Below are 12,630 nucleotides of genomic sequence, written 5' to 3' on the forward strand. Positions count from 1 at the left end.
CAGGTCAGTTGTATCGCTTTCCTGATGAGAACGGAGTCATGACTCTCAGCACAACATTACCATCAGCCGCATCGCAAAAAGGCTACGATATTATCGACTCTGAAACCATGCGGCTGATTGAACGCGTTCCTGCAGCTTTAACTGAGCAGGAACTACTTGAGCAGGCCGCCAAACAAAAAGTCGAAGAAGAAGCACGTCTACAAGCAGAAGAACAGGCCAAACAGGCAGAAGAAGCTCGACAGGCGCAACAAACTTACGATAAAACCTTACTGATTACTTATCGTTCTGAAGCAGATCTTATTCGCGCTCGTGATAGTGATATTGCTTATAGGCAAGAACAAATTGCTATGCATCAACAAAAACTCCCTGAGCTCAAACAATATCTCTATGAACTACAAAATGAAGCCGCTCAGCGTGAGCTAAGTGGGGCGAAAGTCACCGCCAATATGCAAAAACGCCTAGATGCAGCTAAAGAGGAAATTCAAGTCAGACAACAAGCTATTACCGAACTTAAAGCAGAAATTACAGAATTACAGTCGAAGTATCAGCACGATCTTGAACGTCTTAATTACCTGCTTAAACGTAAACAGTAACTAGACTAAAGTATCTAAAACAGATAATAACTGCTGATTTTCACCCGCTGTACCGATAGAGATTCTTAAAAACTGATTAATTCTCGGCTTAGTGAAGTGTCTGACGATAATGCCTTCTTTTCTGAGCCCGGCAGCAATTTCTACAGCATCTACCTGCTTGTGTGAAGCAAAAACAAAGTTTGCAGCAGATGGCAGGACATCAAATCCCAACTCCTCAAGACCTGCTACCACTTTATTCCGCTCATCGATCACCGCTTGGCAGGTTTCATTGAAATAAGCTTTATCATTCATTGCAGCAACACCAGCTGCAGAAGCCAGGCTGTCAACAGGATAAGAATTAAAACTATCTTTAACTCTGATTAATCCTTCAATAAGATCAACTTGACCAATCGCATAGCCAACTCTCATTCCAGCCAGCGAGCGTGATTTTGACATGGTCTGCACGATTAACAGGTTGGGATAATCTTTTACCAGACTAACCGCAGACTCACCACCAAAATCAATATAGGCCTCATCTATTACCACAACAGACTCAGTATTCTTCTGTAACAGTCGTTCGATTTCAGACAGTGCTAATAAGCAGCCTGTTGGCGCGTTGGGGTTGGGAAAAATAATCCCGCCATTGATGCGATCATAATCATCAACATTAATACTAAAATCATGACTAAGTGGAACAGTGTCATAGCTTATATGATAAAGCTGACAATACACCGGGTAGAAGCTGTAGCTGATATCTGGGAATAGAATAGGTGCTTCTTGTCTGAAGAATGCATTAAAAACATGCCCAAGCACTTCATCAGAACCATTTCCAACAAATACCCAAGCAGCATCAATCCGATAAAAATCAGCAATCGCTTGGCGTAGCTCGGCCGATGTGGGATCCGGATATAAACGTAAGCGATCACTTGCCGCCATGCGAATAGCCTCAATCACTTTTGGTGATGGGCCATAGGGATTCTCGTTGGTGTTGAGTTTAGTCAAATTGGCCAGTTTAGGTTGTTCACCTGGCACATAAGGGTCTAACTCATTAACAAAACCGCTCCAAAAGCGACTCATGATTAATCCTTAAGACGATATTCTGCTGAACGAGCATGGGCTGTAAGACTTTCACCGCGAGCTAAAACCGAGGCGATCTGACCTAAGCTCTGTGCGCCTTGTGCAGACACCTGAATCAAACTGGAACGTTTTTGGAAGTCATAGACACCCAGCGGCGAACTGAATCTTGCTGTTCTTGATGTCGGTAATACGTGGTTAGGTCCCGCACAATAATCACCCAAAGCCTCAGGTGTATAGCGGCCTAAGAAAATAGCACCGGCATGACGGATTTTCTTTGCCATTTCCATCGGTTCATCGACAGATAATTCTAAGTGTTCAGCGGCGATAAAGTTGGCAACCTCAACAGCCACATCCATATCGTCAACGTGAATAAGCGCTGCACGATTTTTGAGTGATGTGGAGATAATCTCTTTACGTTCCATGGTCGGCAAAAGCTTAGCAATTGAAACTTTCACTTTTTCCAGGAAATCGGCATCAGGCGATATCAATATCGATTGTGCATCTTCATCATGTTCTGCCTGTGAAAACAGGTCCATGGCAATCCAGTCAGGATCGGTTTTACCATCACAAATCACCAAAATCTCAGAAGGTCCGGCAATCATATCAATACCAACGGTACCAAAAACCATGCCTTTTGCAGTAGCCACGAAGATGTTACCCGGCCCCACAATCTTATCTACCTGTGGAATAGTTTCTGTACCGTAGGCCAGTGCAGCTACAGCCTGAGCACCACCCACAGCAAAGATACGATCGACGCCTGCAACAGCTGCCGCTGCCAGTACCAACTCGTTGACTTCACCATTCGGTGTCGGTACCACCATAATTAGCTCTTGTACCCCAGCCACTTTTGCCGGAATCGCATTCATTAATACAGAGGATGGATAAGCGGCTTTACCGCCAGGTACATAGAGTCCAGCCCGGTCTAACGGTGTCACCTGTTGTCCAAGCAAAGTACCGTCTTCTTCCGTATAGCTCCACGAACTCTGTTTTTGATGGTCATGATATTGACGCACACGCTGTGCTGCTGCTTCAAGCGCTTGCCTTTGTTCTGCCGGAATATTTTCTAATGCTGCTTTTGCTCGCTCCAGAGAAATCTCAAGATCAGACATTTTTTCAGCAGTGACATGATCAAAACGACGGCTATACTCAAGCACGGCTTCATCACCACGTGATTTCACCTCTGCAAGTATTTCCTTAACAATGTCTGTTACTTTGTCATCTGATACACCTTCCCAGGCAAGAATTTTTTCAAGGGAAGACCAGAAATCAGCTTGTGATGCACTGAGCTGTTTTAATTCAATCATTGTTTTGTTCTCTAACCGCGTCTCTAATGTGTTCAATAAAAGATTGCATTCGTTTATGTTTCATTTTCATCGATGCTTTATTGACCACTAATCTAGAACTTATATCCGCAATATGTTCCATCGGAATCAAACCGTTAGCACGTAAGGTGTTACCGGTATCGACTACGTCAACGATTCGGTCTGCCAGACCAACCAACGGAGCCAGCTCCATTGAACCATAGAGCTTGATAATTTCAACTTGCTCGCCTTTTTCAGCATAGAAACGGCGAGTACTCTCAACAAATTTGGTGGCTACACGCAATCTACCAGAGCTCGGATCAACATCGGGCTTACCCGCTGTCATTAATTTACAGCGCGCGATTTTCAAATCAACAGGTTCATATAGTTCAGCGTGCGGATGTTCCATCAAAACATCTTTACCCGCCACTCCAATATCAGCACCGCCGTATTCAACATAGGTAGGCACATCAGAAGCCCTGACAATAATCAATTTTACATCAGGCAGGTTGGTATCAAGAATCAGTTTACGGCTGGTTTCAGGATCATCAACGGGCACAATTCCTGCTGCTGCAAGTAAAGGTAAGGTTTCTTTGAAAATGCGTCCTTTTGATAAAGCAAGCGTCAACGTATCAGACATTATCTGACCTCGCAGAGCTCGGAATACGACGAATCTTCGCGCCTAACTGCTGCAACTTCTCTTCAATACATTCGTAGCCACGATCGATGTGGTAAATACGCTCTACTACCGTTTCACCCTCGGCAACCAAAGCAGCAAGAACCAGACAGGCAGATGCACGTAAATCAGTTGCCATTACTGGCGCAGCTGTCAGGTAATCACGCCCCTTACAGACAACAGTGTTACCTTCGATTTGTAAGTTTGCCCCCATTCGTTGCATTTCTTGCACATGCATAAAGCGGTTTTCAAAAACCGTTTCAACAATAGTGGCCTGGCCTTCAGCAATACTATTCAACGCAGTGAACTGAGCCTGCATATCCGTAGGGAAAGCTGGATATGGTGCTGTTCTAATATTCACAGCTTTAGGTCTGTTGCCATGCATGTCGAGAGAAATCCAGTCATCACCGACACTGATGGATGCCCCAGCCTCTTCAAGCTTTAACAAAACAGACTCTAATTGATTGGCATCAGTATCTTTTAACTTGACACGTCCACGGGTCAATGCGGCTGCAACGAGATAAGTACCTGTTTCAATGCGGTCTGGTAATATCTGATATTTGGTACCTGATAATGACTTAACACCCTCAATCACAAGTGTGGCGGTTCCGATGCCAGATATTTTTGCCCCCATTTGATTCAGATAATTGGCTAGATCGACGACTTCCGGCTCTCTCGCTGCATTTTCAATGGTGGTAGTACCTTGCGCTAAAGTGGCCGCCATCATCAAATTCTCAGTACCGGTAACGGTAACCTGATCCATGAAAATATGCGCCCCTTTCAACCCCTTACCACTTGTGGCACGGATATAACCATTTTCAACACGTATGTCTGCACCCATTTGCTGTAAGCCACGCAGATGTAGATCGACCGGACGTGAACCAATAGCGCAGCCACCAGGAAGTGATACGTCTGCTTTGCCATATTTTGCTAATAACGGCCCAAGCACCAGAATAGAAGCTCGCATGGTTTTGACAAGATCATAGGCCGCTTCGGTGTCAGTCAAGGTAGTTGGGTCAATAACAACACCAGACCGTTCATCAACGGTAAGTGTGACCCCCATGCGACCGAGTAACTCAAGTGTAGTGGTAATATCATGCAAATGTGGCACATTACCGATACGCACAGCAGAGTCAGCCAGTAATGCCCCCATTAAAATGGGTAATGCAGCATTCTTAGCACCTGATATACGTATTTCACCGTCTAGTGCTACACCGCCACTAATAATCAATTTGTCCATAACAGTCTTTGTATTGTCTACTGCTAGGCCGCAGAAGTTTTTAATGATAGAGCGTGAATTTCACCACTGGTAAATTTATCTCCCAGCGTTTCTTTCACCATTTTATGTTGTTGTACTAAAGTTTTACCTGCAAAAGATGGACTGACGACGCGAGCATCAAAGTGCTGTCCATCATCACCAAATACCTGTACTTCGGCATCAGGTAATCCGGCTTCAATCATTTGTTTAATATCAGATGCTTTCATGAGTTTATAGCTTTCAAATTTATTTTAGTGGCAGCAATTCATCTAAGCCAGATGCTTTAGCAATAGCGTCCATCTGTTCAGGTAAATGCTTGAATGCGATTGATTTCTTGGCTTTTTTAGCTGCTCTCATCCAATCTACTAGTAAAGCCAAACCTGCGCTGTCAGCCTGAGTGACATGTTGTAAATCAATTTCAATGTCGTTTACCGCATCGAAGACACCTTTTGATTCTATTAAAGCAATCTTTGCTGACTCAAGTGTCATCTCTCCGGTCACTACAAAACGCTTAGAGTGCTCTTCGTATTTGATAGCAAACAATTCGCTCATGATTTTAATTTTGCATTACGGTCAGCTAAATCACTGATCAGATTATCAACACCTTTGTTACGAATCTGTGTAGCAAAGCTTGAGCGGTAATTTGTGACTAAACTTACGCCATCAATTTTCACGTCATAAACTTTCCATGCATTGTCATCATTTTCATACAACGCCAATGACATAGGAATCGGAGGACCTGCTGGTTGAACGACTTCCATAGGCACAGTCACCCGTTTTCTGGAGACATCATCACGGAAAGGTAACAAGCGGATTTCTTCATTTGTATATTCAAGCATAGCGGTTGAATAGGTTCTGATAAGTAGCAGTCGGAACTCTTCAACGAATTTAACTCGTTGTTCATTATCTAGCTGGCGCCAGTTTTTACCCAAAGCCAGTTTGGACATTTTTTCAAAATCAAAATACGGCATAAGAATTTGTTCGACTAACGAGTAAATCTTATCCGGGTTCTGGTTTAGCTCAGCTTTATTATCTTTCAGTGCTTTTAACATTTCATCGGATGCATTTTTAACCAATGCTTGAGGCACAGGCATACTATCCGCCGAAACCGTTAAACTTGTTGCAAGAAAAAAGCCTGCCATCAGAGACAAAATATATTTGCTTATCATTTTCGTGTTCATTTATTCGTTGCCTTCAGCTTTACTGTATAAAAACTGGCCGATAACTTGTTCAAGAACCAGTGCTGGTTGAGTAAGTGTTATGACATCGCCATTTTTTAAAGATTCATCTTCAGCACCAGCAACCAGACCAATGTATTGCTCACCTAATAATCCAGCAGTGTAGATACTGGCTGATGTATCGAGCGGAATATTATCAAACTGGGGATAAATATTAAGTGTGACTTTGGCATCAAATGTCTTTGGATCAAGACTGATATCAGCAACACGTCCCACTCTCACTCCTGCCATCGTGACCGGTGAGCGAACTTTTAAACCACCAATATTTCCAAACTCAGCTGTTACCTGGTATCCCTTTTCTTCCGTTAAGTCACCGAGGTTGCTCACTTTCATTGCCAGCATAAATAACGCAGCAATACCCGCCGCGACAAACATTCCAACAGTAATTTCAGTACTCTTACTCTGCATCATTCTCTCTAATCTCCAAACATCAACGCAGTCAGTACAAAGTCCAGTCCCAAGATAGCAAAGGCTGAATGTACTACTGTACGAGTTGTCGCTCTACCAACACCTTCTGACGTTGGCACCGCATCATACCCTTCAAATAAGGCAATCCATGTAACAACAAGACCAAATACGACACTTTTGATCACGCCATTAAAAATATCTTCAAATAAGTCTGTTTTGGCCTGCATCTGAGACCAAAAAGCGCCATCGTCAACGCCGAGCAAGCCATGACCGACCAAAAAGCCCCCCAACACACCCACAGCACTAAAAATGGCAGCGAGTAAAGGCATCGAGATAATCCCAGCCAAGAAACGGGGAGCAATAATTCGCTTTATTGGGTCAACAGCCATCATTTCCATACCTGACAACTGCTCTGTACTTTTCATCAGGCCTATTTCGGCAGTGAGTGCAGAACCTGCACGACCAGCGAACAATAGAGCACTGACTACAGGTCCGAGCTCTCTTACCAGAGACAGAGAAACCATGACACCAAGTGACTCTTCTGCACCAAAATCGACAAGCGTATTATACCCTTGCAGTCCGAGTACCATACCGACAAATAAACCAGAAACCAGGATCAGCATCACCGAAAGAACACCGATCGAAAATAACTGTTGTATAACGAGCGAAAACCTCAAAAACAGACCAGGTATGCCTGCTAACATCGCCACTAATAATAGGTGGGCACGTCCAAGACGTTCGAATGAGCCGAGTCCCCATCGTCCAAGACTTCGAATATAGTTTATCATGCATTATCCTCAGGATTGAGTAAGTCCTCAGCGAAGTCGGGGCCAGCGTAATGAAATGGAACTGGGCCGTCCGGCAATCCCTGCATGAACTGCTGAACCCATTGTGAGCCCGAACGTTTCAACTGCACAGGAGAACCGTGTTCGATAATTTTACCCCCTGACATAAGGTAAATATAGTCAGCAATTTCAGCTGTTTCAGCCACGTCATGAGAGACAACAATACTGGTTAATTTCATGGCATCGTTAATACGGTGAATCAGATTAACGAGAGTTCCCATAGAGATAGGGTCCTGGCCTGTAAATGGTTCGTCGTACATGATCATCATAGGCTCCAGCGCAACAGCCCGAGCTAACGCTACACGTCTGGCCATACCACCAGATAACTCGTTTGGTGAAAGATGACGGGCATTACGAAGCCCTACGGCCTGTAACTTCATCAACACCAAGTCGCGTATCATCGATTCCGGCAGGTTGGTATGTTCACGTAGCGGAAATGCGACGTTATCAAAAACATTAATATCCGTTAATAGGGCACCGCTTTGAAATAGCATGCCCATACGTTTACGAAGCTCATAGAGCTCAGAGTGAGATAACTTATGAACATCCTGTCCATCGACTTCTATCGTTCCCTTATCTGGGCGTAACTGACCACCAATCAGCTTTAGTAAAGTGGTCTTACCGGTGCCACTTGGTCCCATGATAGCTGTAACCTTACCACGCTGAATGTCGATGTTTACGCCATCAAAAATGACTCGGTCACCACGATAAAAGTGCAAGTCCCTGATTTTTATCAGTGGCACAGGCTTCTCCGCTTGTCTAGTAGAATATAAAGGTCGTTAATTTTCATTAATATGCGTGACTAAGTCAAATATCCTTGTGGAAAATGTTAAATAGTTCCGATACAGTGTGCAGTCCAACTTATGGTGATACGTGTTCGATAACATTTGTTCAGACTGTGTTCAGGATGGCTTTGTTAACGTCACTGTCGGATTTATTGAAAAACGGAGATAGAAATAATGAAAAAAATATTACAGTTTTTTGCCATTACACTTGCTGTATTACCGATGATTGCAACTGCACATGGTCCAACAAGACAATCTGTTAAAGAATCTGTCTTTATCAATGCTTCACCAGAAAAAGTATGGGCCGTGTTAAGCGACTTTACCGCAATTGATAAATGGCACCCAGCTGTGGCAAGTGTTGAAATGCTAAGTGATAACGAACGTAAATTAACACTGAAAGGTGAAGGTCATCCAACCATCACTGAAAAATTAGAAAAGCTTGATAACGACAAAATGATGATGATCTACAAAATCGAAAAAATGAGCGTTATCAAAACAATTACATATAACAGCAAAGACACACCTTACTACACTCTGCCTGTAAATAACTATAAATCTTGGTTATCAGTCAAAGCGAAAGATGGTGGTTCTGAAGTCACTTGGAAAGGTAAATTCTATCGTTCATTCATGGATAACCCTCCAGTACCAGAAGGTCAAAGTGATGAAGATGCTGTTAATGCCGTTAAAGGTGTTTACACATCAGGTCTGAACAACCTGAAAGCGATGCTGGAAAAATAATTCCATCATGTGGTTTCAAAATGCTCAAAAGGCGACTCTTCTCAGGGTCGCCTTTTTTCTTTCATTCTGCTTCATTCTAACTAGCTGTGCTGATGATAAGCCAGAGTATGCGCTGATTACCAATCAACTATCGAGTAATGTCAGCGTCATCGATCTCAGCACACAGACCGTTATCAAAACCATTCCTGTCGGTGAACACCCAGCTGGTATTAGTGTCAGCCCATATCATGATATGGCTTTTGTCACTAATCCAGACGGACAAACGATTTCTGTGCTTGATTTAAAGTCGCTTACTGAACTCCGTCAGATAAAAGTCGGGCCTGGACCTGTTGGTGTGACATCTTCTAAGGATGGTAAACGCGTCTATGTAGCAGACTGGTACGAAAATAATATTCGAATTATTAATCCTGACTCGGGAGAGTTAATCGATACGATTGCAGTTGGAAAGTCTCCTGCGGGTCTTGTCAGTGATGCAAAGAATCAGCGGCTATATGTGGCTAATCGCGATGATAACAGTGTGTCATTCATTAACCTCAACACTGACGAGGTTACCCATACCATCGATGTTGGTAAGTCACCATTTGGACTGGCCATTTCACCTGATGGCTCTCGTGTTTATAGTGTCAACGTTGAAAGCAGCGATGTCACTGCGATTGATACTAAAACAGGCAATGTCATCAACACTATTCCTGTCGGAGAATGGCCTTATTGCGCGGTTGTTAGTAAAGATAATAAAAAGCTTTACGTCATCAATCAGGATGAGGCGACCATCTCTGTAGTCGATACCACCTCTTTCAACATTACCAATACTATTGAGATTGAAGATACACCTGAAGGTATAGATATTAGCGCCGATGGTTCACAGCTTTATGCGGTAAACTGGGGAAATAATACCGTTTCTGTAATTGATACTAAAACAGAACAAGTCATTAATTCCATTGAAACAGGCAAGGGGCCTCGCTCCTTTGGACAGTTTATTACCACCGTTGAATAATGCACTAGATAGTCTCGTGGCAGTGACTTCAGCAGCGCTGCCTCGAGCAAAACTTCTCGAAACAAAACTTTCTGTGCCTATTAAGGCACTTGATAAGTCATTTGTACAACTATTGGTTGAAGAGCAGCGATTGAGTTTGCAGGTGCCTGATATCGGTAAGCCTGTTTTTATCGATTTCAGCTCTGGCAAATATGATCATCGCCGTAAATTCGGTGGTGGCAAAGGGCAGCCATTAGCCAAAGCCGTTGGCATGAAACAAGGACATAACCCCAAAATTATTGATGCCACAGCTGGCTTTGCCAAGGATGCTTTTGTATTAGCCTCTTTAGGAAGTACAGTCACGATGCTTGAGCAAAGCCCAGTGATAAGTTTGCTGATTGAGGATGCATTACAACAAGAAGAGATGGACGATGAGGTGAGACTCATCACTCAGCGAATGACTATCCATCATGCCAATGCCATCGATTTTTTATCGACTGTACAGGAACGTCCTGATGTCATTTATATGGATCCCATGTACCCCAGCCGGGATAAATCGGCCTTAGTGAAAAAAGAGATGCAGGCGCTACACCAGCTTATCGGACCAGATACAAATAGTGAAAAATTACTCTCGGTGGCGAGACAGGTAGCTCTGCGTCGAGTTGTGGTGAAACGTCCCAAAAGTGCTGAGTTTGTTGGCAATCAGAAGCCAAGCGCCAGTATTCAGAGTAAAAATACCCGCTACGATCTCTACGTCAATAGCTAGATTATTTCTGCCGAGCCTGCTTATCCATAGCTCTGAGTCGCTCTAATTTCTCTGCTATTTTTATTTCCAGGCCACGATTAACCGGTTGATAATATTCCCGCTCACGCATTGACTCAGGGAAATAGGTTTCCCCAATAGCATAAGCATCAGGCTCATCATGTGCATAACGATACTCTCTGCCATAGCCCAGCTCTTTCATCAATTTGGTGGGCGCATTACGTAAATGTACCGGTACTTCAGCCGAGCCATGGGTTTTGGCATCATGCATAGCAGCTTTAAAAGCGGTATACACCGCATTACTTTTGGGGGCACAGGCTAGATAAACAACTGCTTGAGCTATCGCCAGTTCGCCTTCCGGACTACCGAGTTTGTCAAAGCTTTCCCAAGCATCGAGAGCGATACGTAAGCCTCTGGGATCAGCATTACCGATATCTTCAGCCGCCATTCTAACCACTCTTCGCATCAGATAAACAGGATCACAACCGCCATCCAGCATTCGACATAGCCAATAGAGTGCAGCATCAGGCGCTGAGCCTCGCACGGATTTGTGCAAGGCTGAAATTTGATCGTAAAAAGCTTCACCGCCTTTATCAAAACGTCGAATCGTCCCGGATAAGACTTCAGCAAGGTCATGCTCATCCACCGCTTTTTGACCTTTGCTGTCAGCCAAATCTACGGCTATTTCAAGCAGATTTAACACTCTGCGACCATCACCATCTGCCGTTTGTGCTAACTGATCACGTAATGACTCGCCAACTTCGATGCCTCGGTCAGCAAGCCCTAACTCCTCGTCTGACATCGCTCTATCAATGATCTGGCGTAAATCCTCCGCTTCTAAGGATTTGAGCACGTAGACCCTGGCGCGGGATAACAAAGCGTTATTTAATTCAAAAGAAGGATTTTCTGTGGTGGCACCAATAAAGGTGAACGTACCATCTTCAACATAAGGTAAAAAAGCATCTTGCTGCGATTTATTAAAGCGATGTACCTCGTCCACAAACAACATGGTTCTACGGCCACGCTCCTGCAATAACTGCTGAGCACGAACAACAGCCGCTCTCACCTCTTTCACCCCGGCTAAGACTGCCGAGATAGTAATAAACTCAGCGTCACAATAACCCGCAATCAGTTTAGCTAAGGTGGTTTTCCCCGTTCCGGGCGGGCCCCAGAAAATCATGGAATGAGGATGCCCAGAAGCAATCGCCTGACGCAGCGGCTTACCTGCACCCAGTAAATGCGTCTGTCCAATATACTGGTCAAGCGTCTTTGGACGCATACGATCCGCTAGGGGCCGTCCAGCTAAGTCATCAACTTGATCAAACAAACTCACTGCTGCGCTTCACCCACAATGTCTATGCCTTCGGGCGCACTAAATTTAAAGGTATCTTTTTTAAACTGCGGATTAATCTTCACCTGGCTGAACATCAAGCGCGTTCTTTGATCAAAGCTATCACGCATGATCATTTGCTGTAACTCATCTTTATTAAAGGCGAGCATCACAGACTGAAAGTTACTGCCACTCTGTTTAGGTGTTAATTCTACCCAGGTTAAACCATCATTAGAGGTCAGGTTACGAATATTGTAGCTATCTTCAGGTAACGCCTGTCCCGATAATAAGGTGGCTGGCGTATCCTCTAAGGCTTCATTTTGTGATTTGACGGTGACTTGTTCTAAATCGACATCATAGAACCAGACGTTCTGGCCATCAGCCACGATATGCTGTGGGTATGGGTCATTGTAATCCCAACGAAATTTACCCGGTCTTGCCAATTGGAATTCGCCCTGAGCCTGTTCAACTAAATTACCATCTGGATCCAGAACGGTTTGCTCAAAATGGGCCTGAAATGTATTCACTTGTTTAACAAAATGATCAAGCTTTTCTGTGCCGCTCATATCTGCCATGGCAACAACAGGAAGCAACAATAGCAAAAAGCCTTGTGCTAAATTTTTTATGGTCATTCAATGACTCCGAAAGATAAATTGCATGTTCTAC

The 12,630-nt window shown here is 44.0% G+C and carries 16 protein-coding genes; 4 read left to right on the forward strand and 12 right to left on the reverse strand.

What is annotated here, in order from left to right; translation table 11 throughout:
- Nucleotides 1–38 precede the first annotated feature (38 nt).
- Nucleotides 39–593, forward strand: a complete 555-nt coding sequence (locus QQL60_RS10570; RefSeq protein WP_273178651.1) for a DUF4124 domain-containing protein — start codon at nt 39–41, stop codon at nt 591–593.
- On the opposite strand, the gene hisC is transcribed toward QQL60_RS10570, so the two are convergent.
- From hisC to QQL60_RS10620, 10 genes are read right to left on the reverse strand one after another with little or no spacing between them, the layout of a single operon-like run.
- The gene (hisC, locus tag QQL60_RS10575; protein ID WP_284723273.1) at nt 594–1,649 is read right to left on the reverse strand and encodes a histidinol-phosphate transaminase; all 1,056 of its coding nucleotides are present in this window, start codon (nt 1,647–1,649) and stop codon (nt 594–596) included.
- Between the two features lie 2 nt (nt 1,650–1,651).
- Nucleotides 1,652–2,953, reverse strand: coding sequence for a histidinol dehydrogenase (hisD, locus tag QQL60_RS10580; protein WP_284723274.1), 1,302 nt, complete (start codon nt 2,951–2,953; stop codon nt 1,652–1,654).
- Nucleotides 2,946–3,590 carry an ATP phosphoribosyltransferase gene (hisG, locus tag QQL60_RS10585; protein ID WP_284723275.1) on the reverse strand — a complete coding sequence of 215 codons (645 nt, stop codon included), beginning with the start codon at nt 3,588–3,590 and terminating at the stop codon, nt 2,946–2,948. The genes hisD and hisG overlap by 8 nt, the downstream gene beginning before the upstream one ends.
- Nucleotides 3,583–4,866, reverse strand: a complete 1,284-nt coding sequence (murA, locus tag QQL60_RS10590) for a UDP-N-acetylglucosamine 1-carboxyvinyltransferase (protein ID WP_273178645.1) — start codon at nt 4,864–4,866, stop codon at nt 3,583–3,585. The genes hisG and murA overlap by 8 nt, the downstream gene beginning before the upstream one ends.
- A gap of 23 nt (nt 4,867–4,889) precedes the next feature.
- Nucleotides 4,890–5,111 carry a BolA family protein gene (locus QQL60_RS10595; protein ID WP_007146983.1) on the reverse strand — a complete coding sequence of 74 codons (222 nt, stop codon included), beginning with the start codon at nt 5,109–5,111 and terminating at the stop codon, nt 4,890–4,892.
- 19 nt (nt 5,112–5,130) lie between these two features.
- A complete protein-coding gene (locus QQL60_RS10600; protein ID WP_284723276.1) occupies nt 5,131–5,436 on the reverse strand; it encodes an STAS domain-containing protein in 306 nt (101 codons plus the stop codon).
- A complete protein-coding gene (locus tag QQL60_RS10605; protein ID WP_284452140.1) occupies nt 5,433–6,065 on the reverse strand; it encodes an MlaC/ttg2D family ABC transporter substrate-binding protein in 633 nt (210 codons plus the stop codon). The genes QQL60_RS10600 and QQL60_RS10605 overlap by 4 nt, the downstream gene beginning before the upstream one ends.
- Nucleotides 6,066–6,533, reverse strand: a complete 468-nt coding sequence (gene mlaD, locus QQL60_RS10610) for an outer membrane lipid asymmetry maintenance protein MlaD (protein WP_007146986.1) — start codon at nt 6,531–6,533, stop codon at nt 6,066–6,068.
- A gap of 5 nt (nt 6,534–6,538) precedes the next feature.
- On the reverse strand, nt 6,539–7,318 hold the full coding sequence (gene mlaE / locus QQL60_RS10615; protein WP_007146987.1) for a lipid asymmetry maintenance ABC transporter permease subunit MlaE: 780 nt from the start codon (nt 7,316–7,318) through the stop codon (nt 6,539–6,541).
- Entirely contained in the window at nt 7,315–8,118 is an 804-nt protein-coding gene (locus QQL60_RS10620) for an ABC transporter ATP-binding protein (protein ID WP_007146988.1), read from the reverse strand. The genes mlaE and QQL60_RS10620 overlap by 4 nt, the downstream gene beginning before the upstream one ends.
- 216 nt (nt 8,119–8,334) lie before the next feature.
- On the opposite strand from QQL60_RS10620, the gene QQL60_RS10625 reads away from it, so the two are divergent.
- The 3 genes from QQL60_RS10625 to QQL60_RS10635 are packed head-to-tail and all read left to right on the forward strand — an operon-like array spanning nt 8,335 to nt 10,637.
- Nucleotides 8,335–8,898 carry an SRPBCC family protein gene (locus QQL60_RS10625; protein WP_273178639.1) on the forward strand — a complete coding sequence of 188 codons (564 nt, stop codon included), beginning with the start codon at nt 8,335–8,337 and terminating at the stop codon, nt 8,896–8,898.
- Nucleotides 8,899–8,905: 7 nt separating this feature from the next.
- Nucleotides 8,906–9,892, forward strand: a complete 987-nt coding sequence (locus QQL60_RS10630) for a YVTN family beta-propeller repeat protein (RefSeq protein WP_284723277.1) — start codon at nt 8,906–8,908, stop codon at nt 9,890–9,892.
- The gene (locus QQL60_RS10635) at nt 9,864–10,637 is read left to right on the forward strand and encodes a class I SAM-dependent methyltransferase (RefSeq protein WP_284723278.1); all 774 of its coding nucleotides are present in this window, start codon (nt 9,864–9,866) and stop codon (nt 10,635–10,637) included. Before QQL60_RS10630 ends, QQL60_RS10635 begins: the two co-directional genes overlap by 29 nt.
- 1 nt (nt 10,638) lies before the next feature.
- Here QQL60_RS10635 and QQL60_RS10640 read toward each other — a convergent pair whose 3' ends face one another.
- Nucleotides 10,639–11,967, reverse strand: coding sequence for a replication-associated recombination protein A (locus QQL60_RS10640; protein WP_284723279.1), 1,329 nt, complete (start codon nt 11,965–11,967; stop codon nt 10,639–10,641).
- Nucleotides 11,964–12,596, reverse strand: a complete 633-nt coding sequence (gene lolA / locus QQL60_RS10645; RefSeq protein ID WP_284723280.1) for an outer membrane lipoprotein periplasmic chaperone LolA — start codon at nt 12,594–12,596, stop codon at nt 11,964–11,966. Before lolA ends, QQL60_RS10640 begins: the two co-directional genes overlap by 4 nt.
- Nucleotides 12,597–12,630 lie beyond the last annotated feature (34 nt).

It is taken from the genome of Methylophaga thalassica (genome assembly GCF_030159795.1).
Lineage (GTDB): Bacteria > Pseudomonadota > Gammaproteobacteria > Nitrosococcales > Methylophagaceae > Methylophaga > Methylophaga thalassica.

Coding starts and splice junctions, on each gene's coding strand:
- QQL60_RS10570 (WP_273178651.1), top strand. CDS start 39: ATGACTCTCAGCACAACATTACCATCAGCCGCATCGCAAAAAGGCTAC.
- hisC (WP_284723273.1), bottom strand. CDS start 1,649: ATGAGTCGCTTTTGGAGCGGTTTTGTTAATGAGTTAGACCCTTATGTG.
- hisD (WP_284723274.1), bottom strand. CDS start 2,953: ATGATTGAATTAAAACAGCTCAGTGCATCACAAGCTGATTTCTGGTCT.
- hisG (WP_284723275.1), bottom strand. CDS start 3,590: ATGTCTGATACGTTGACGCTTGCTTTATCAAAAGGACGCATTTTCAAA.
- murA (WP_273178645.1), bottom strand. CDS start 4,866: ATGGACAAATTGATTATTAGTGGCGGTGTAGCACTAGACGGTGAAATA.
- QQL60_RS10595 (WP_007146983.1), bottom strand. CDS start 5,111: ATGAAAGCATCTGATATTAAACAAATGATTGAAGCCGGATTACCTGAT.
- QQL60_RS10600 (WP_284723276.1), bottom strand. CDS start 5,436: ATGAGCGAATTGTTTGCTATCAAATACGAAGAGCACTCTAAGCGTTTT.
- QQL60_RS10605 (WP_284452140.1), bottom strand. CDS start 6,065: ATGAACACGAAAATGATAAGCAAATATATTTTGTCTCTGATGGCAGGC.
- mlaD (WP_007146986.1), bottom strand. CDS start 6,533: ATGATGCAGAGTAAGAGTACTGAAATTACTGTTGGAATGTTTGTCGCG.
- mlaE (WP_007146987.1), bottom strand. CDS start 7,318: ATGATAAACTATATTCGAAGTCTTGGACGATGGGGACTCGGCTCATTC.
- QQL60_RS10625 (WP_273178639.1), top strand. CDS start 8,335: ATGAAAAAAATATTACAGTTTTTTGCCATTACACTTGCTGTATTACCG.
- QQL60_RS10630 (WP_284723277.1), top strand. CDS start 8,906: ATGTGGTTTCAAAATGCTCAAAAGGCGACTCTTCTCAGGGTCGCCTTT.
- lolA (WP_284723280.1), bottom strand. CDS start 12,596: ATGACCATAAAAAATTTAGCACAAGGCTTTTTGCTATTGTTGCTTCCT.